The following is a 20035-nucleotide window of genomic DNA, read 5'->3' as shown; positions in this document are numbered from 1 at the left end:
GAATAGGGCCCGCTTCGAATAGGCGGGCACCTTGCCCAATCGACAAACGACGTGCCGTTCGCTTGATCGGCGCTGCAATTCTGCCTAGCGCTCTCACCAAGCGCGCAAACCTATGCGCGCAAATCGGAAGGGGTCACATTACCTATGCGTAAATCCGCAACTCTCGCCGCCTTGCTGGCCTGCGCCGCCTCCGCGCCGCTCGCCGCCAAGGAAGGCATGTTCACGCCGCAGCAGCTTCCCGAAATTGCAGACGACCTGCGCGCCACCGGGCTCGAGATCGATCCCGAAGCGCTGAGCGATCTCACCGGCTTCCCGATGGGTGCCATCGTTTCGCTGGGCGGCTGTTCGGCAAGCTTCGTCTCGCCGCAGGGCCTCGTGGTCACCAACCACCACTGCGCGCGCGGTTCGGTGCAGTACAATTCGACCGCCGAGAACAACTATCTCGAAAACGGCTTCCTCGCGAAGGCGCTGGGCGAGGAACTGCCCGCCGCGCCCGGTTCGCGCATCTATGTCACCACCGCTCTCACCGACGTGACCCAGCGCATGCGCGCCGGCACCGAGGCGATGGAGCCGACCGAACGCTACGACGCGGTCGAGCAGCGGATGAAAGACATCACTGCCGAATGCGAAGCCAAGGCTGGCTATCGCTGCCAGGTCGCCAGCTTCTACGGCGGCAAGGAATACACGCTGATCGAACGCCTCGAGGTGCGCGACGTGCGCCTCGTTTACGCTCCGGCGGATTCGATCGGCAAGTATGGCGGCGATATCGATAACTGGATGTGGCCGCGCCACACCGGCGATTTTGCCTTCTACCGCGCCTATGTCGCGCCCGACGGTTCGGCCGCCGACTATGCGGAAGAAAACGTCCCCTATGCCCCCGAGCACCACCTCAAGGTGAGCGCATCGGGCCTGAAGGAAGGCGATTTCGTGATGGCCGCCGGCTATCCCGGTTCGACCTCGCGTTATGCGACGCTGGCCGAGGTGGAAAATACCTTCAGCTGGACCTATCCGACCTACGTCAAGCTCATCAACGACTGGATCGACACGATCGAGGAAGCGGCGCCCGAAGGGTCTGACGCGCGCGTGAAGTATGAATCGCTGCTCGCCGGTCTCAACAATTTCGAGAAGAACACCCGCGGCCAGCTCGAAGGCGCACGCCGCGTGGGCCTCGTCGACCGCCGTGCCCAGCGCGAGGCCGACCTTGCCGCCTGGATCGCCGCCGACCGCAGCCGCGCCGCCTATGGCGAGGCGATCACCGGCCTCCAGGCGCTGACCGAGGAAAGCGCAGCCGAGGCACGCAAGGGCTTCTGGTACAATTTCGCGACCCGTCCGGCCCTGCTGTCGGCCGCACAGCGTCTTTACCGTCTCTCGCACGAACGGCAGAAGGTAGACTCGCTGCGCGCCCCCGGCTTCCAGGAACGCGACATGACCTTCTTCCGTCAGGGCCTGCAGGCATTAGACCGCCGCTATGACGCGGGCGTCGACAAGGCGCAGTGGCTGCTGTTCCTCGACAGCTATCTCGACCAGGACAACCGGGTTGCCGTCTTCGACAACGCGCTGGGCCTGACCGACGGGATGAGCGATGCCGCCCTCGAAGCCAAGCTCGACGCCTATTACGCAGGGACCACGCTGGACGATGCGGAAACCCGTCTCTCGCTGATGGAAGCGACGCCGGCGCAACTCGAAGCGATGGACGATCCCTTCATGAAGCTGGCCGTCGCGCTCTATGAATACGAGCGCGGGCTCGAAGACGCTTCGGATGAACGCTCGGGCCGCGCGCTTGCCCTTCGTCCGGCCTATATGGAAGCGATCACCCAGTGGCAGGCGAGCAAGGGCGTGCTGACCTATCCCGACGCCAACTCCACCCTGCGCGTGACCTATGGCACGGTGCTCGGCGGATCGCCGAAGGATGGCATGGCCTATCTGCCGTTCACGACGCTGGAAGGCATCACCGAGAAGGACACGGGCGAGGATCCGTTCAACGCTCCAGAACGCCAGCTGAAGGAAATCCGCGAGAAGGATTACGGCAAGTATTATTCCGAAGACGTCGGCTCGGTGCCGGTGAACTTCCTCTCCGATCTCGACAGCACGGGCGGCAACAGCGGTTCGGCCACCTTGAACGCGCGCGCCGAACTGGTCGGCCTGCTGTTCGACGGCACGTTCGAGAGCGTCAATTCGGACTGGGACTTCGACCCGCGCACCACGCGCACGATCCATGTCGACACCCGCTACATGCTGTGGGTGATGGACAAGGTCGACGGCGCGCAGGGCCTTATCGAGGAAATGGACGTGGTCGAGTAAGCCACGCCCGTCATCAAACAGGAAGGGCCGCCGGTGCAGACCAGCGGCCCTTTTCGTATCAGCCGCCTTCGATCAGCGCGTCGACGATGACATAGGTTTCCGGCCCGAAGGTTATCGTGACCCGGTCCCCATCGCGCGTGTGTTTGAAATCCCAGCCAGCCGATCCGTCGGCCTCGGCGCTGTCGGCGCCATAGGGGGTGGTGCCGTTGAAGAAGATCGCGCGCTTGCTTCCATCGGGCTTGGTGATCTCGACGAGGTTTGTGCCGTCTTCGCCCCAATTGCGCTTCACGCCAGCGTTGCAGGACTGGTTGGGAGCCGAGCCGCCAAAGCCGCAGCTCAAGATCGTGGTGGCATTGTAGTCGGTCCCGGCGACCGTTGCATCACTCGACGGCATCGGACCGTTCTCGCCCATGCCGGCGTTGGCATCGCTCATGGGCACGCTGACGAGCCGCACACCGTCAATGGTGTCGACCACAGTCCCGCCTAATGCCGTGGCCGAAGCTTCGCTCGGGCAGCCGACGAGGATGGCGCTGTCGTCGAGATAGTTCGAGGTCGCCGCGCTTTCGCCCAGCTTGCGACAAGGGTCGCCGGTGCTCGGATAGCCGTCCCCGAAGGGCGCGAGGCTTTCGGGGATGGCGACCATAACGTCGACGGGAGCGGCAGGGCTTGCCGGATCGTCATTGGCCGGCGTTTCCGAGCAGGCGGCGAGGGCGAGCGCCGAAGCGCCCGCCGCGATCAGGATCGGCTTCATAGTTCGCTCTCCTGCGCTCAGCGGCACTTGGGGTGGCGGCCGATATCGCGCAGGTCGTAGAAACGACCGTCGGCGATGGTGACCTGCACGCATTGGCGCGATTCCGGCTGCCACTGGATCGAATAGCGGGTATTGCCGCTGGTGAAATTGTCGACCTGGCGAAAGCCCCGGCGTTCCAGCTCGCTCATCCCGCCCGCCGCGCGCGCGTCCTGCAGATCCTTGAAGCGGGCGACTTGCGCATGCCCGCCGCGGCCATAGTGATGCTCGGCGTTGGCGGTGCGCTCGTTCACGCCCGCGTGATAGCCATCGACATAGGCCTGTTCGCGGTCGGGATTGTGGAACGGATGGTGGTAGAGGCCGTCCTTGTAGCCGCGATCATAGGCGAGCTCGGCGTCGCGGTCGCTGTGATGCTGGTTGTCTTCGTGATGGTGCGACTTGTGGCTGAGCAGCGCGCCGAGAATGGCGGCTCCGGCCACGGCGGCGACGGCTGCCCCGGCGTTGCCCTGATGGTGGCCGCAATCCTGGTCGCTCGCGTCGTTGATGGTCATGACGCGGCCGTCGTAGACCTCGACATTCACGCAATCGTCGTCGCTTGCGTCCCACCAGTAGCTGTAGACGTAGCCCATGTCGTTCTTGTGCGTAGAGACATGGGCGAAGCCACGGTCGCGCAGCTGGGTCTCTGCGTCGCGGCCAAGCGAGCCGTTGATATAGGTCAGCTCGCTCGCCTTTTCGGCCATTACCGGGGTGGCGGCCAAGGCGGTAACAGCGCAGGCGGCGACGGCTTTCGTGATTGCTTTAGGCACAGGCTCTCTCCTCATCAGACAGCCGGGCCCTCTTTTCGAGGTGCCGGGCGAGACTCGACCCGTGAACGCGGCAAGACAATCATTGATCGGCCCGCATTGCAAGGCAGGGGCTGACGGCTCGCTCTGCGATCCCGACGCCCACGAAAAAGGGACCGCCGGATCGCTCCGACGGTCCCTTCGGATTGTGGTCGCTCGCGGGGGCGCTTAGCCCTGGCGTTCGCCGGTCAGCGCCATGTCGCCGAACGCGCCGGCGTTGACGGTGCCGGTCAGCTGGTCGCCATCGACGGTGGCCTTGCAGTTGAGCGTCATCGGCATCGGGACGGTCATGTCCATCGCCCAAGTCAGCGTGTCGCCATCGATCTTGCCATCCTTGACGTCCATGCCGCCCATGCCGCCCTGCATCGAACCGGTGAAGGTGTTCCCATCGTCACCCGGAACGACGGTGAAAGTGCCCTTCTGGTCACCCATCGGGCTCTTGACGACGGTGTCATAAGTACCGGCTACGGACATGCGAATTCTCCTTGATTGAAACTGCGTTGCGTCTTCGAGCTTGCTGACATGAATGTCAATAAGCCTCAGTTCTCGGTCTGGACCAGGTCGATCACCTCGACATCGAGGCCGAGCTGCTCGAGCTGCGGTTCGACCTTCTCGCCATCACCAACGATCACCCAGACGAAACGGTCCGGATCGATCGCAGCGCGGGCCGCGGCGTCGAGGCTGGTGCGGGTCTGCGTGCGGTAGCGATCGGCCAGCAATTCGTAGTAATTGTCCGGACGGCCGTAGAGCGCGTTGTTCTGCATCGCGGTGAGGATATCGGGCGAGGTTTCGAACTGGCCCGGAAGCTCGCCGATTTCAGCCGCCACAATACGGCGCAATTCATCGTCGGTGACGCCGCGGGTGGTAAGGAAGTCGCCCGTTTCGCGGATCAGTTCGGCCAGCGAATCCCCGGTGCGGTCGGCCTGCACGGGCGCCTGGACCAGATAGGCCACGGCGTTTTCGCGGGTCTGGTTGTAGCCATAGGAGCCATAGCTCCATCCCTTGTCCTCACGCAGGTTCATGTTGATCCGGGCGAGGAAATTGCCGCCCAGCGCGTTGTTCGCGTTGAGGAAGTCGACATAGGTTTCGTCGCGCGCGTCGACCGGCGTGATTTGGCCGCCGAGGATATAGCTCTGCGGCGAATTGGGCCGGTTGTAGAGCACGATCCGCGGCTGGTCGGGGGCTTGCGGCGTGGCGCTGAAGTCCTTCACGCCCTTGGCAACGGCAGGCGCATCCCAGTCGCCGAAGACGACATTGAGAGCGCCCACGATCTCGGCCAGCGGACGGTCCGAAACGACGAAAATCTCGCCATTGTCGGGGCGGATCCACCGGTCCTTGAAGGCAGTGACGTCGGCACGGGTGATGCTGCCGACCGAGGCGCCGTCCCCGTTCGCCGCGCCGCCATAGGGATTTCGCTCGCCATAGACGAGCGGCGCTAGCATACGCTGCGCAATCGCGGCGGGCGTTTTCATCTCCTGCTCGATGCTGGTGATCTGCTGGGTGCGGACCCGTTCGAGCTCCGACGGGGCAAAAGCAGGGTTGCGCACGATGTCGGAAAGAAGCTCGAGCGAGGGCACGAGATTGGCCGACAGGGCGGACAATGTGAAACTCGACCGGTCGAAACCGCCGCCGAGCGAGATGTTCGCGCCTAGCCGCTCGCGCTCTTCGGCGAGCTGCTGCGAGGTGCGCGTGGTCGTGCCTTCGTCGAACAGCGTCATCGCCAGCGTTTCGAGACCGCGCTTGTCGAGCGGATCGGCCGCGCTACCGGCGTTGAAGCTCAGCGTGACATAGGTCGCAGGGACCGCGTCGCGCATCGCGTAATGGACCTTCATCCCGTTCGCGAGTGTGGCGTGCTCCACATCGGGGAAGTCGAGGCTGGAACCTGCGCCGAGCGGCGGGGCGGGGCGCACCTCGGTCACGGTGACCTCGTCCGATGCCTCGCCGGCATCGGCCGCGTCGCCCTCGACCGAAGCGGCTTCTTCGTAGCTGCTGTCACGCTCGCCCGGCTCGAGGATCAGCGTCATGGCCGGACGCGTCATCCAGCGCTGCATTGCCGCCTGGACTTCCGCCGGCGTCAGCGTGGCGAGCGTTTCGAGCTGGGTGGCGTAGAAGTCGGGATCGCCGGCGAGCACTTCGCCGGAAGCCAGCGTAACGGCCTTGCCGCCGAAGCCGCCGACCTGTTCGAGACCGCGGATGGTCTGGGCGACCGTGCTGGTCGCCGCGCGGCGCACTTCGTCTTCGGTCGGGCCTTCGGCGATGAACTGGTCGATCAGCTGCCCAAGGCGCGCCTCGACGGTCTCGGTCTCGACGCCGGGCTTGGCAAAGGCGCCCACGGTCAGAATGCCGACGCGCTGGAAAGCGTAATTGCCGCCCGAAACGCCAACGGCCAGCTGCTCGTTACGCACCAACGCATTGTCGAGGCGGCTGGAGGACAGGCCCCCGAGGATCTGCGCGCCAACAGTCAGCGCGGTCAGTTCGCGGTCGGTAATGCCGGGGACGGTCCAGTATTTGGTGATGCTGGTGGTGGCGACCTGATCGCGCATGACGGTGCGCACATTCTCGGCCAGCTCAGGGATCGACGCTTCGGCCGGATTGTTCACCGGTCCGCGTTCGATCGCGCCGAAATATTTCTCCGCCAGGCGGCGGCCTTCGGCGGCCGAGACATCGCCGGCCAGGACGAGCGTGGCGTTGTTGGGGCCGTATTTGTCACGGAACCAGTTGCGCACGTCTTCCATGCTCGCGCTGTCGAGATCGGCCATCGATCCGATCGGCGTATGGTCGTAAGGGTGCGGGGCGGGGAAGAGCGTTTCGACGAGCTCGTAGAAGATCAGGCCGCCGGGCTGGTTGTCGCCCTGGCGCTTTTCGTTCTGGACCACGCCGCGCTGGTTATCGAGCTTGGCCTGCGTGACCGCGCCGAGCAGATAGCCCATCCGGTCGCTCTCGAGCCACAGGGCCCGTTCGAGCCCGCCGGTGGGGACGGTCTGGAAGTAGTTCGTGCGGTCGAAATTGGTGGTGCCGTTGGTGTCGGTCGCGCCGATTTCCTGCAGGTACTGGAAATATTCTCCGGGCGCGTTTTCCGAACCGTTGAACATCAGGTGCTCGAACAGATGGGCAAAGCCCGACTTTCCGGCGGGCTCGTCCTTCGAACCGACATTGTACCACACGGCGACGCCGACCAGCGGGGCCTTCCGGTCGGTGTGGACGATGACATCGAGCCCGTTGTCGAGCGTGAATTTCTCGTAGGGAATCGAGACTTCGTCGATCAGCGCGGTCAGTTCCGCGACTTCGGCGGTGTCCGCAGTCGCGGCGACATCGGCATCGCTCGCATCCGCCATATCGTAGCCCGGGGCCGCCGTGCAGGCGGCAAGGATGAAGGGCGCGGTCGATACCGCCAGCAAAGTCTTGAAACGCATAATGTCTCCCCGGTTTTCGACTCGGAATTTCTCTCGCATCGCACGCTAGACAGTGATCAGCGGTGCGTCACCGTCTTTCGGCTGACGGCATTGGCGACCACATCCTCACGCCAGAAATGCACCGGTTTCAGCCGGTGATCGACGAACAGCTGCATCTGGTCGGTGTAGTGTGGGCTGTCCGCGCGGCCATTCGCCGCGCCGAAAGGCTGGATCGAGCGCGAGAAGACCTGCCGGCCCTCGTGCCATTCGACCCACTGGATAAAGCTGTCGCCATGCACCAGAGCTAGGCGCCCGTCGTCGTCGACGCGCCAGGTGGTCGAAGCGCGCAGCGTGTCGGAGCCGCCGTCGAGCGGCAGGTCGACATCGCCGAGGCGCAGGCGGAGTAGCTCCGACATGGGCGGGTCGATCCGGCCGAAGTGCTGTTCGAGATGCGCAACGGACTCGCCCAGCATCTCGCGCACGTCGGGTGCCTCGGGCTTGTTCTGATATTCCGCCGACATGAAATCGCGGATCATCAGCAGCGCCAGAGCGTCGGCGGGACCTTCGTTGTCCGCCTCGAAATCCCAGGCGAGCAGCATGTCGCGCGCTTCGCCAAGGTCTTCGGCATCCGACAGGTCGAGCGCGGCAAGGGCATCCCACAGTTTGGCGATATAGCCGCTGCGGGAATAGGCGGTGTCGTATTTGATGCGCTCCAGCGTCGCGCGGTCGAGCCGGTCGGCGGCGCTCATCAATTCCCATGCGCGGCGCGAGCGGTTGGTCTGCTTCAGCTCCACCCCCAGTTCCGGCGCGAAGGCATCGGGCGACAGGTCGCTTCCCGCCCCGGCGGCGGTGTAGGGCTCGTTGTTCGAATTGTAGAGCCAACCACTCGCCGGATTGAAGTAACGGGGGAGGTCCTTGTAATCGACCGTGCCACGGGTCAGCAGCGCGGGGTTGGTGCCATCGAGCACACCGCGCCAGTTCACCCGCTCGCCATCGACCTCGGCTGGGCGATCCGGCACGGCAGCGTTGTAGATATAGGCGATGTTGCCGGTCTCGTCGGCATAGATGAAATTGGTGCTCGGAATGTCGAGGCGGGCGAGCACGCTCTCCCACTCGGCGAAATCCTTCGCTTTGTTGAGGCGGTAATAAGCATCCAGCTGGCCGATGTTGCCCATCCCGCCATAGCGAATGGCGAAAGCGCCCTCGTCGTTGAGGATGACCGGGCCGTGGACGCTGCGATAGATGTCGCGCTCGATCGGCAGGACGATGGGGCCCACGCGCACGGGCAGGGTGACGGTCTCGTGCTCCAGTTCGAGCCACTCGTCTCCGAATTGATAATGCGTCGGGCGGTCGGCGGACTTGTTCGGGTAACGGACCCTCAGTTTGTAGACATCGACCATATCGGGGCGGTTGACGGTGTTGGTCCAGCCCAGGTGCCGGTTGTGCCCCAGGAAGGGGAAGGGCGAGCCGGGGAAGTTGGCGCCCGCGAAATGCCAGCCTTCCTCGCTTTCGACGACCAGTTCGTACCAGGCGACGCCGCCGCGCAAGGGCTGGTGGCTGTTGGAAATGAGTGTGGTCGGCCCACCCGACTTCTCGGGTGCCACGGCAAAGGCGTTGCTTCCCGAAAGCGCGCCTTCGGTGCCGAAGGGAGAGTAGGCTAGTTCCTCCTCTTCATCAGCGGTGGCTTCACCGGGCCGTGCGCCGACATCGCCTGCGGGCGGACGGGCGAAACCGGGAATGTCGGGGCCGAATTCGCGGCGCAGATCCTCGCCCGCAACCAGTGGCTGGATCACATTCCCGAGACCGAAGAAGAACGGCTGGCGCAGCGCGAACCCGGCCGCGACATCGGTGCCGTCGACCGGGAAGAGATTGCCGAGCTTGACCTCGCCGGGGTTTTCGCGCGCGAACTGGTTGAGGCCGGCGGCATAAGCTTCGAACAGCGCGCGCGTGTCTTCGGGCAATTTGGGATATTCGCGTTCCGCGGTCCCGCGCGCGTCGATCAGGTGGTAGGCGTAGTCGACCGCCGCGCCGCTCTCGCCCGCGATTGCGCCATAGCGGCCGCGGCTCATGGCGATCACGTCCTGCAGGGTGGTGAAATCGTCTTCCGAATGGGCGATGGCGACGCCGAAGGCGACATCGGCGTCGGTCTTGCCGTAGATATGCGGGACACCGTAGCTGTCGCGGATGATCTCGGCGGAATAGGCCCTGGTGCTCGGCTCCACATCTTCGCGGTCTGCCCACAGGGGCTCCCAAGTCGCAAGACCGATGAACGCGGCCAGCAAGATGACGAGCACGGCAGCGCCAATGCGCAGCGACCACTTCTTCATAAACTTCAGTCCTCTCCTGCAACTCGTCTAGCGAGTGCGACGAAGCGAGGCAATGGACTGGGCAAAACAGGGGCGCGCGCCCTTCCGGTTTCCGGATTCGGACCGCTAGCCAAGGCTTGTGACAGCGCAGATCACCATAGGCCACGAAACGTCCGGCAAGCCGGTCGAGTTCGACGTCGAGGAACTCCTCGCCACCCGTTTGCTCGTCCAGGGCAATTCCGGGAGCGGCAAGTCGCACCTGCTGCGCCGCCTGCTCGAAGAGAGCGCCGGCATGGTGCAGCAGGTGGTGATCGATCCGGAAGGCGACTTCCCTTCGCTGGCGGACGAGTTCGGCCATGTCGTGATCGACGGCTCGGCCTATTCGCCGGGGGAGATCGAGGCGCTGGCCCGCCGCATCCGCGAGCATCGCGCCAGCGTGGTGCTCGATCTCGACGGGCTGGAAGTCGAACAACAGATCCGCTGCGCCGCGCAGTTCCTGACCGCGCTCTTCGATGCCCCGCGCGAACATTGGTATCCGGCGCTCGTGGTGGTGGACGAGGCGCAGATGTTCGCCCCGGCAGTGGCTGGCGAAATCGCCGAGGACACGCGCCGCATGACGCTGTCGGCCATGACCAACCTCATGTGCCGCGGGCGCAAGCGCGGGCTTGCCGGGATCGTCGCTACGCAGCGGCTGGCGAAGCTCGCCAAGAACGTGGCGGCCGAGGCTTCGAACTTCCTCATGGGGCGCACCTTCCTCGACATCGACATGGTGCGCGCGGCCGACCTTCTAGGCATGGATCGCCGTCAGGCGGAGCGTATCCGCGAACTTGATCGCGGGCATTTCCTCGCTCTGGGTCCGGCGATCACGCGCCTGCCGCTGGCGGTGAAGATCGGTCCGGTGAAGACCGGCAAGGTCGCGCGCAGCGAAGGGCTGATGGCGCTGCCCGACACCGCGCCTGAGGACATGGCCGACCTGCTCACCCGCGACCTGGCCAGCGATGTCGCCAAGGCCCCGCCGCCTCCCGCGCCGCCGCCCGCGCCGCGCGTGGACGAGTTGGAAGACAGCATCGCCCACGCCGAGGAACGGCAGGTCGAAGCGCCCGCCGAGCCGCTCGACACCTCGCACGTCGCCAGCCGCATTGCCGAGATCATCGGCGAGCTTTCGCGCGAGGAGGGCATCGCCTTCCAGTCGGCGAGCGCGCAGTACCAGACCTTCCTCACCCGTTGCCGCCGCGAACGGCTGATCGGGCCCATGCCCGACATGCACGCCTTCCGCCGCCGCTTCGCGATTGCAGGCGCCGGGCTGGCCGAGCTGGGCGAGGAGATGCAGGCGCGGATCATGGCTCTTGCCAGCGCGGTTGACGACGACCTCCTCGGGCCCTTCCTCGTTATCGCCAAGGCGGCCCATGCGGGCGAAACGCAGGTCGACGAGAACGAACTCGCCCGCGCCTATGGCACCAGCTCGCCGGGCCGCATCCGCCGCCTGCTCGACCATCTCGAGCGGCAGGGGCTGATCGTGGTGCGCGAGGATTTCGGCGGCGGACGCACGGTGATGGTCCCCGGCCTTGAGGGCGTGGCCGCCCAATAAAATTTCCCCTTGCCTCTCGCAGCTTGCGCGAGCACCCCTATATGCGACTAACACACCTCGCAAAATTTCGCGGGGGAGGGCTTGTGTTGCACAATGGCAACACCATATTCGAGCGGTAATTCTCGCATGAGGGGTTTATAGATGAATCTCGAAAAGTTCACCGACCGGGCCAAGGGCTTCCTGCAGGCGGCGCAGACCGTCGCCATTCGCATGAGCCACCAGCGCATCACGCCCGCGCATTTGCTGAAAGCGCTGCTCGACGACGAGCAGGGCATGGCCGCGCAGCTGATCCAGCGCGCCGGGGGTAATCCGGGTGTCGCCATCACCGAAATCGACACCGCCCTGGGCAAGGTGCCTTCGGTGTCGGGGGGCGGGGCGCAGCAGACGCCCGGGCTCGACAACGATGCCGTGCGCGCGCTCGACCAGGCCGAGCAGCTTGCCGAGAAGGCGGGTGATAGCTTCGTGCCGGTCCAGCGTATTCTGCAGGCGCTTGCCATGCAGGACAACGACGCCGGTCGCGCGCTGAAGGCGGCGGGCATCGACGCCAAATCGCTCGAAGCCGCGATCCAGGAAGTGACCGGCGGCCGCACCGCCGACAGCGCGGGCGCGGAAGAGGCCTATGACGCGATGAAGAAATACGCGCGCGACCTCACCAAGGCGGCGCGCGACGGCAAGCTCGATCCCGTCATCGGCCGCGACGAGGAAATCCGCCGCACGGTGCAGATCCTCGCCCGCCGGACCAAGAACAACCCTGCTCTCATCGGCGAACCCGGTACCGGCAAGACCGCGATTGCCGAAGGCCTTGCGCTGCGCATCGCCAATGGCGATGTGCCCGACAGCCTCAAGGGCCGCACGCTCATGTCGCTCGACATGGGCGCATTGATTGCGGGCGCGAAGTACCGCGGCGAGTTCGAGGAGCGCCTGAAGGCCGTGCTCGACGAGGTGAAGGGCGCCGAAGGCCAGATTATCCTCTTCATCGACGAGATGCACACGCTGATCGGCGCGGGCGCGAGCGAAGGCAGCATGGATGCGGGCAACCTGCTGAAGCCCGCTCTCTCGCGCGGCGAACTGCACTGCATCGGCGCCACCACGCTCGACGAATACCAGAAGTATGTCGAGAAGGACCCCGCGCTCCAGCGGCGCTTCCAGCCCGTCTATATCGATGAGCCCAGCGTCGAGGACACGATTTCGATCCTGCGCGGCATCAAGGACAAGTACGAGCTGCACCATGGCGTGCGCATCACCGACGGCGCGATCGTGGCCGCAGCGCAGCTCAGCAATCGTTACATCCAGAACCGCTTCCTGCCCGACAAGGCCATCGACCTGATGGACGAGGCGGCCTCGCGCATCCGCATGGAGGTGGAGAGCAAGCCTGAGGAAATCGAAGGCCTCGACCGGCGCATCATCCAGCTGCGCATCGAAGAGCAGGCCTTGCAGAAGGAAACCGACAGCGCGTCGAAGGATCGGCTGGAGGCGCTGCGCAAGGAGCTGTCCGAGCTCGAACAGCAGTCCTCCGAACTGACTACGCGCTGGCAGAACGAGCGCGACAAGATCCATGCTGAGGCGCGGGTCAAGGAAGAGCTCGACGCAGCGCGTATCGAACTCGAACAGGCCCAGCGCGGCGGCGACCTGCAGAAGGCGGGTGAGCTGCAATACGGCAAGATCCCCGAGCTCGAAAAGCGGCTTCAGGAGGCCAGCGGCCAGACGGACAACGCCCTGCTCAAGGAAGAGGTCACCGAAGACGATATCGCCGGCGTGGTCTCGCGCTGGACGGGTATCCCGGTCGACAAGATGATGGAAGGCGAGCGGGAAAAGCTGCTCGACATGGAAAACATCCTCGGCAAGCGGGTGATCGGCCAGTCACAGGCCATCGACGCGGTGTCCAAGGCCGTGCGCCGTGCGCGTGCGGGTCTGCAGGACCCGGGCCGTCCGCTGGGCAGCTTCCTCTTCCTCGGCCCGACCGGTGTCGGCAAGACCGAGCTGACCAAGGCGCTCGCCGGCTTCCTGTTCGATGACGACCAGGCGATGGTGCGCATCGACATGAGCGAGTTCATGGAGAAGCACGCCGTCGCCCGCCTGATCGGCGCGCCTCCGGGCTATGTTGGCTATGAAGAAGGCGGCGTACTGACCGAGGCGGTGCGGCGCAGGCCCTATCAGGTCGTGCTATTCGACGAGGTCGAAAAGGCGCACAGCGATGTCTTCAACGTGCTGCTGCAGGTGCTCGACGACGGCCGCCTGACCGACGGGCAGGGCCGCGTGGTCGATTTCTCGAACACGCTGATCATCCTCACCTCCAACCTCGGCAGCCAGTATCTGGCGAATATGGAGGACGGACAGAAGGTCGAGGAGGTCGAGCCGCAGGTGATGGACGTGGTGCGAGGCCACTTCCGGCCCGAGTTCCTCAACCGGCTGGACGAGATCATCCTCTTCCACCGCCTTGCGCAGGAGCACATGGCCCCGATCGTCGATATCCAGGTCGCGCGGGTGCAGAAGCTGCTCAAGGATCGCAAGATCGTGCTCGATCTTACCGATGCCGCCAAGAAGTGGCTCGGCCGGGTGGGCTACGATCCCGTCTATGGTGCGCGTCCGCTCAAGCGCGCGGTCCAGCGCTACGTGCAGGACCCGCTGGCCGACTTGATCCTGTCAGGCAATGTGCCCGATGGTTCGACGGTCAAGATCGACGAGGGCGACGGTGCGCTGGAGATGAACGTCTCCTGATTCGCGAAAACAGCACCCGGCGCCTGATTCAGCGGCGCCGGGTGTTGTAATTATGTTGCGCTGGACCCTGCTTGGAATAGACGGAAATGATGTCATAATTCGAGGGCCGCTCCAACATATCAAAAAATGTGTGATTTGCGCCACACAAGCCCTGCAAAGAAAGTGAAACACTCGGCCCCGTCTTTGACATAGGGCCGACGCTCTCGCAGAACTGCTGTCATTGGGACTGGGGGTCTCCGTACCTCGACGATTCTTTCGGAAATGCGGCGCTTACTGGGGAGCGCTTAGGGGTCGTCCGGTTTACGGGACACAGTTCCGGTTCTCGCAACTGGAGTGTGTAATGCGAAAGATTCATCATAATACGTTCAAGGGGCTCGCGCTTTCCGCATCCGTCCTCGCCATTGCGGCAGGTGGTTCGGCGCAGGCCCAAGATACCGACTGCGCCGCCAACGAAGAGCTGGTCGCTGGCGAATGCGTCATCCAGACCGAAGGTCCCGATGGTGTAGACAACAACACCAACGACGCTGAAGACGTCGTCGACGTCACCGATGTCGGTGCAACCGGCCAGGGCAACGACGAAGCCATCGTCGTGACCGGTTCGCGTATCCGTCGCGACACCTACACCAGCATCTCGCCGCTCCAGGTCATCACCACCGAAGCGGCGCGTGACGAAGGTCTGTTCGATCCTTCGCAGATCCTCCAGCGCGACGAGGCCGCTTCCGGCACTCAGATCGACGCAACCTTCCAGGGCTTCGTCCTCGACAACGGCCCGGGTAACCAGACGGTCAGCCTGCGCAGCCTCGGTGCGAACCGTACGCTGCTCCTGCTGAACGGCCGCCGCCTTGCGCCTTCGGGTGTCGGTGGTGCTCCGACGGCTCCCTCGATCAACCTTCTTCCCGGTTCGCTCATCGAGCGTACGGACCTGCTGCTCGACGGCGCGTCGTCGGTCTACGGTTCGGACGCCGTCGCCGGTGTTGTGAACGTCATCCTCAAGAAGGATTTCGACGGTCTCGAACTGTTTGCTGGCGGAACCGTCAACCCGATGGGTGCCGGTGACGACTACACGGTCAGCGCATCCTACGGCATCAACCTCGACCGTGGTTTCATCGGCATCGGCGCCGAATACGATCACCGCGACCGCATCCGCGCCCGTGACCGTGACTTCCTGGCCGGTTGTACGACCGACTACGAAATCACGCAGAACGGCGAAATCCGCACTGTCGAACTGACCGACCAGGTCAACGCACTTGTCGATTCGGGTGGCGATATCACCCTTCCGGTCAACGAGTGTCAGCGTAACGGCCAGGGCCTGCGCAGCAGCATCATCGAGCCCTTCGGTGCCTTCCGCGTTCTGTACTTCACCCCTGGTGAAAGCAACTCGGGCGTTCCGAACTACACCGAATCGAACTTCTTCTTCACCGGCGCGCCGGTGGATATCGATGGCGACGGTGTGCAGGATGTCCGCTATGCAGACTTCAGCACCAACGGTGCCTACCCGCAGCTCGAGCTGATCCCCGAGCAGAACCGCTGGAACGTGATGAGCTATGGTGAGTACACGCTCGCCGGCGAAGCCAACATCACGCCGTTCTTCGAGGTCCTCTACACGAACGTGGACGTGAATTCGGAAGACAACGCCGTCTATCAGGCGAACGTCAGCGTTCCGGACAACAACCAGTTCAACCCGTGTAACCCCAACCAGCCGAATGGCGTGGACTGCTACAACGCGTCGGGTGTGTTCAACACCGGCTCGCCGTTCCTGCCGTTCCCGGTGCCGCAGCCGGTTACCTCGCGCTTCGTCATCGATGGCGACCGCAACAACTTCAAGACCAACATCGAACAGTACCGCGGTGTGTTCGGTGTGCGCGGCGACCTGCCGTTCATCGCTCCGAGCTGGGGTTTCGAAGTGTCGGGTTCCTACACCCGTTCGGAAGGTAACGTCTTCTCGAACGACATCCGCGAAGACAAGCTTGCCTTTGCTATCGGCATCGACCCGACCCGTGACTTCAACGGCGACGGCATCGTCGACAACGACGGTGACGGCATTGCGGACGACTACGATCCGACCGTGGACTTCGGTGACCCGGGCCTCCTCGGTACGCCGGCTCCGATCACGCCCTGCGATGCGTCGCAGCTGGCCAACCCGGAACTCGCCGCACCCGACCTTCTCGATGGCTGTGTGCCGGTCAATCTGTTCGCTGAAAGCGTCCTCGGTTTCGCAACCGGCGATTTCGCGACTGCGGCCGAGCGCAACTATGTGTTCGGCAACCGTTCGTCGAAGACCATCTACGAGCAGACCGTCATTTCGGGCTTCCTCACCGGTGACCTGTTCACCCTGCCGGCCGGTCCGGTTGGCGCGGTGTTCGGCCTTGAATGGCGTGAAGATGCCATCGATTCGACCACCAACTTCGTGCAGTCGAACGGCCTTGCGCTGAACTTCTTCTCGGACAAGGGCGCGATCGGCAGCAAGTGGATCCGCGAAGCTTTCGTCGAACTCGACGTTCCGCTTCAGGCCGGCAAGCCGCTGGTCCAGGAACTCAGTCTGAACCTTTCGGGTCGTGTGACCGACGAAGAGTACTACGGCACGGCCGGCACGTTCTCGATCAAGGGCGGCTGGCGCCCGATCGAGCCGCTGCTGCTGCGCTTTAGCTACGGCACGTCGTTCCGTGCACCGAACCTGCGTGAGAACTTCCTGGTCGACACCACCGGTTTCAACACCATCGTAGATCCCTGCGCCGTTCCCACCGAGGCCTTTATCGGCGGTGTCTATGTTGCCGAGCAGGACGATCGCGAACAGTTCGTTCTCGACAACTGCATCCGCGAAGGCCGCGATCCGACTTCCGTCGGTCTCGACTTCCCGGCCTTCGGTCAGCCTTCGGCAAACCAGCTCTCGAGCGTGGAGATTTCGCGTCAGGGTCGTCTCGACCTCGAACCGGAAACCTCGCGTTCGATCACGGCCGGTTTCGCTTTCGAGGAGACCTTCGGTGACGGTTGGGACGTGTCGCTTTCGAGCAGCTACTACGATCTGAAGGTCGACCAGTCGGTCGTCGCCATCTCGGCGCAGTTCGCAGCCAACGACTGCTATCTGCGTGAAGACGGTCAGGTCAGCCAGTTCTGTGACGCGCTGAATGTCGGCACGGCTCCGGACGATCTCGACCTGATCACCTCGGCCGATATCGGCTTCCTCAACCTCGACACGGACGCCGTGCGCGGTGTGGACTTCAACGCAGCCTTCGGGAAAGAGTTCGCCATCGGCGGTCGCCAGGTCGAATTCGGTCTGGACCTTCGTGCCAACCACCTGCTCGAACGTCTGCAGGTCTTCCGCGACAACTTCGGTAACGAAACCCGCGATAACGACGAGGGCGAATTCGGCCTTCCGCGCTGGAGTGGTCGTGGCGTGTTCTCTGCCGAGGTCGACCGCTGGCGTCTGGCCTGGACCACCCGCTGGGTGGGCCAGCAGGCTGCGGATCCCGATTTCCGTGACAACTTCTCGGACGTGTTCGGCTTCCAGCCCGACGGTACGCCGAGCGGTGAGGATTCCAGCACCTGCACCGGCTTCGGTTCGAACGGCCCCGACGGCGGCCCCGATCCGATCGTCGCAGGTGACGGCGTCTTCTGTCGCGATGTCGACTTCGTTGATGACTGGTTCGAGCACGCTGTGTCGCTGCGCTACCAGGCCGATGATTTCCTCATCCGCCTCGGCGTCAGCAACATCTTCGACACCGAACCGCCAAAGGTTGACTGCGACGAAGTGGGCCTCTGCATTTCGAACATTCCGATCGGTGCAGGTTACAACCTCAACGGTCGCGAGTTCTTCGCAACTGTCGAGTACCGGTTCTAACGCCGTTCAGGTGAGTTGAACTAACCGTGGGCGGCTCTATGTTTCGGCGTGGAGCCGCCCATATTTATTTTGGGCTGGATTAACTTGTGAGAGGGTCCCCTTTTATGTTGAGCTTGAAGAAAGGCCTGATGGCGGCTGCCGCCTCGGTCTGTTTCGCCACCGGCATGGTGCCGGCGACCGCGCAGACGGGTGCGCCGAGTGTGCCGATCGAAGCCTGGGCGCTTCGCGATGTGATCAGCAACGTGCAGATTTCGCCGGACGGCAAGCATGTGCTCGTGCACAAGACCGAAAGCCGCGAAGGCGAATACCTCCTCGAAATCTATTCGACGGATGACATGTCGAAGCCGCTGCGCCGCCTCAACGCAGACCCGATGGAAATCCAGTCGGCGCGCTGGGTAAGCGACAACGTCATTTCGGGCCGTGCCTGGCAGCAGCGCCGTTCGCGCGTGCCGGGTCCCGAAGAGGGCACCTACGACTACCTCCAGTATTCCTATGACCTGCAGGAGAACAAATTCCGTTCGCTGCCGGGCAATTTCGACATCATCAGCACGCTGCCGAACGAGCCGACCAAGATCCTGATCGCCGAGGCGACGACCAACTCGGACGTGACGGGTGTCGATCCCTATGCCGCGTTCCGCCCGCGGTCCTTCTACAAGTTCGATCTGGAGAAGGGCACGCAGAGCCTCGTTCTGCGCGGCAACCGCGAATATACGAACGTCCAGTTCGACGTCGACGGTAACCCGCGCTTTGCCTCCGGGCAGGACGGTGACATGGTCCAGAACTATTACCGTGGGCCGGGCGACAGCAGCTGGACGAAGCTGGGTGACCCCATCGATGCTTCCAAGTACGAGAACCTCTATCGGTTCATCGGCGGCATCATGGGACCGCAGGGCTTCGATCCTGCCAATCCCGATATCGCTTACATCATCGACAACCGTGGCGAAGACAAGGCGGCTCTGTGGGAGTTTAACACCAAGACCGGCCAGTTCGGCGAGAAACTGGCCGGAACCGACCAGGCCGACATCATGGGTATCCGCACCAGCTCCATGCCCGGCGACGAAACGCTGGTTGGCGCGATCTACCCTTGGGACAAATATCGCACCATCTGGTTCGACGAGAACGAGAAGGCGCTTTACGACGCCCTCGAAGCGCAAATCCCGAACGCGCACCAGGTCACCATCACCAGCCGTTCGCGCGATGGCAAATCGATGATCGTGCGCAACAGCGGACCCCGTGATCCGGGCTCCTACTGGCTCGTGCGCGATGGCCGCATGGTCAAGCTGGGCAGCCGCAACCCGCTGATCCAGCCCGAGCAGCTCGCCGACGTCGAGTTCATCCGCTATCCTTCGCGCGACGGCAAGCTCATGATCCCGGCCTATTTCATGAAGCCGAAGGGCGAAGGCCCGTATCCGCTCATCGTCCGCCACAATGGTGGGCCGCACGTCAACGGCGTCGTCGGCTATGATGAATGGGATCAGCTGCTGGTCAACGCCGGTTATGCCGTCCTGCGTCCGCAGAACCGCATCTCGACCGGCTGGGGCCAGAAGCACTTCGACCTTGGCTATGGCGAGCACGGTCTTGCCATGCAGGACGACAAGGACGACGGCGTACTCTACCTGGTCGAGCAGGGTCTGGTTGATCCCGATCGCGTCGCCTTCATGGGCTGGTCCTATGGTGGCTATGCCGCCCTTGTGGCCGCATCGCGCGAACCCAACCTCTACCAGTGCACGATCGCCGGTGCGGCAGTGGCCGATCCGGCCAAGACCTATCGTCAGCGCCGCAGCGCCTTTGTCCCGACCGCATTCGATGATTGGGAAAAGCGTCGCGGTACCATCGGCATCAACCCGATCGAGGAGGTTGCCAAGGTCAACATTCCGATCCTCATGATCCATGGCGATGTCGACGCACGCGTGCTCTATTATCATCTCGAGGACTATCGCGATGCGATGGCCAAGGCGGGCAAGAAGGATATCCAGTACCTGACGCTGAAGGGTGCGGATCACTTCTACAACACGCTGATGTACGAGCACCAGGTTCAGTTCTTCACCAAAATGCTGGACTTCCTGGCGAACGATTGCGGCCCGGGCGGCCTCTAATCCACAAGCAATACGGCAAGGGCCGGGCGAGCGATCGCCCGGCCTTTCTTCTTGGCGAAGCCCGGTAATCCGGGAAAGAAACATCTGTAACCGAATTGCAACACCGCTCTAAATTGCAGGCGCTGCGGCGCGCTGGGGATTGCTCAAAAGTTAAGCCTAAGCCTACACCACCCCGGTTCGGGCAAATGCCTGGATTCAACCATTTT

10 protein-coding genes are annotated in these 20035 nt (G+C 63.7%); 5 read left to right on the top strand and 5 right to left on the bottom strand.

Going from position 1 to position 20035, the window contains the following annotated elements:
• The first annotated feature begins 144 nt into the window (after positions 1-144).
• Positions 145-2301, top strand: a complete 2157-nt coding sequence (locus K3148_RS02030) for a S46 family peptidase (protein WP_221425681.1) — start codon at positions 145-147, stop codon at positions 2299-2301.
• Between the two features lie 58 nt (positions 2302-2359).
• On the opposite strand, the gene K3148_RS02025 is transcribed toward K3148_RS02030, so the two are convergent.
• From K3148_RS02025 to K3148_RS02005, 5 genes are all read right to left on the bottom strand, one after another.
• Positions 2360-3052: a hypothetical protein gene (locus K3148_RS02025; protein ID WP_221425680.1), complete on the bottom strand. Its 693-nt coding sequence runs from the start codon at positions 3050-3052 to the stop codon at positions 2360-2362.
• A gap of 17 nt (positions 3053-3069) precedes the next feature.
• On the bottom strand, positions 3070-3855 hold the full coding sequence (locus tag K3148_RS02020) for a hypothetical protein (protein ID WP_247711616.1): 786 nt from the start codon (positions 3853-3855) through the stop codon (positions 3070-3072).
• A 204-nt stretch (positions 3856-4059) separates the two neighbouring features.
• Positions 4060-4365, bottom strand: coding sequence for a hypothetical protein (locus K3148_RS02015; protein WP_221425679.1), 306 nt, complete (start codon positions 4363-4365; stop codon positions 4060-4062).
• A gap of 65 nt (positions 4366-4430) precedes the next feature.
• Positions 4431-7304 carry a M16 family metallopeptidase gene (locus tag K3148_RS02010; RefSeq protein WP_345719536.1) on the bottom strand — a complete coding sequence of 958 codons (2874 nt, stop codon included), beginning with the start codon at positions 7302-7304 and terminating at the stop codon, positions 4431-4433.
• A gap of 56 nt (positions 7305-7360) precedes the next feature.
• Positions 7361-9610, bottom strand: coding sequence for a penicillin acylase family protein (locus K3148_RS02005; RefSeq protein ID WP_221425678.1), 2250 nt, complete (start codon positions 9608-9610; stop codon positions 7361-7363).
• Between the two features lie 118 nt (positions 9611-9728).
• Here K3148_RS02005 and K3148_RS02000 point away from each other — a divergent pair, with 118 nt between their 5' ends.
• The 4 genes from K3148_RS02000 (at position 9729) to K3148_RS01985 (ending at position 19829) form a co-directional block, all read left to right on the top strand.
• A complete protein-coding gene (locus tag K3148_RS02000) occupies positions 9729-11177 on the top strand; it encodes an ATP-binding protein (RefSeq protein ID WP_221425677.1) in 1449 nt (482 codons plus the stop codon).
• Positions 11178-11318: 141 nt separating this feature from the next.
• On the top strand, positions 11319-13895 hold the full coding sequence (clpB, locus tag K3148_RS01995; RefSeq protein ID WP_221425676.1) for an ATP-dependent chaperone ClpB: 2577 nt from the start codon (positions 11319-11321) through the stop codon (positions 13893-13895).
• Between the two features lie 340 nt (positions 13896-14235).
• Positions 14236-17733, top strand: a complete 3498-nt coding sequence (locus K3148_RS01990) for a TonB-dependent receptor (protein ID WP_221425675.1) — start codon at positions 14236-14238, stop codon at positions 17731-17733.
• Between the two features lie 128 nt (positions 17734-17861).
• A complete protein-coding gene (locus K3148_RS01985; protein WP_247711615.1) occupies positions 17862-19829 on the top strand; it encodes an alpha/beta hydrolase family protein in 1968 nt (655 codons plus the stop codon).
• The last annotated feature ends 206 nt before the right edge of the window (positions 19830-20035 follow it).

The sequence above is a fragment of the Qipengyuania aurantiaca genome (assembly GCF_019711375.1).
Classification (GTDB): domain Bacteria; phylum Pseudomonadota; class Alphaproteobacteria; order Sphingomonadales; family Sphingomonadaceae; genus Qipengyuania; species Qipengyuania aurantiaca.
The sequence above is the reverse complement of the archived record's forward strand: the minus strand, read 5'-3'. Positions and strand labels throughout refer to the sequence as shown.

Excerpts from the sequence above, each read along its gene's own strand:
- clpB (WP_221425676.1), top strand. The coding sequence starts at position 11,319 with ATGAATCTCGAAAAGTTCACCGACCGGGCCAAGGGCTTCCTGCAGGCG.
- K3148_RS01985 (WP_247711615.1), top strand. The coding sequence starts at position 17,862 with ATGGCGGCTGCCGCCTCGGTCTGTTTCGCCACCGGCATGGTGCCGGCG.
- K3148_RS02005 (WP_221425678.1), bottom strand. The coding sequence starts at position 9,610 with ATGAAGAAGTGGTCGCTGCGCATTGGCGCTGCCGTGCTCGTCATCTTG.
- K3148_RS02015 (WP_221425679.1), bottom strand. The coding sequence starts at position 4,365 with ATGTCCGTAGCCGGTACTTATGACACCGTCGTCAAGAGCCCGATGGGT.
- K3148_RS01990 (WP_221425675.1), top strand. The coding sequence starts at position 14,236 with ATGCGAAAGATTCATCATAATACGTTCAAGGGGCTCGCGCTTTCCGCA.
- K3148_RS02030 (WP_221425681.1), top strand. The coding sequence starts at position 145 with ATGCGTAAATCCGCAACTCTCGCCGCCTTGCTGGCCTGCGCCGCCTCC.
- K3148_RS02025 (WP_221425680.1), bottom strand. The coding sequence starts at position 3,052 with ATGAAGCCGATCCTGATCGCGGCGGGCGCTTCGGCGCTCGCCCTCGCC.
- K3148_RS02010 (WP_345719536.1), bottom strand. The coding sequence starts at position 7,304 with ATGCGTTTCAAGACTTTGCTGGCGGTATCGACCGCGCCCTTCATCCTT.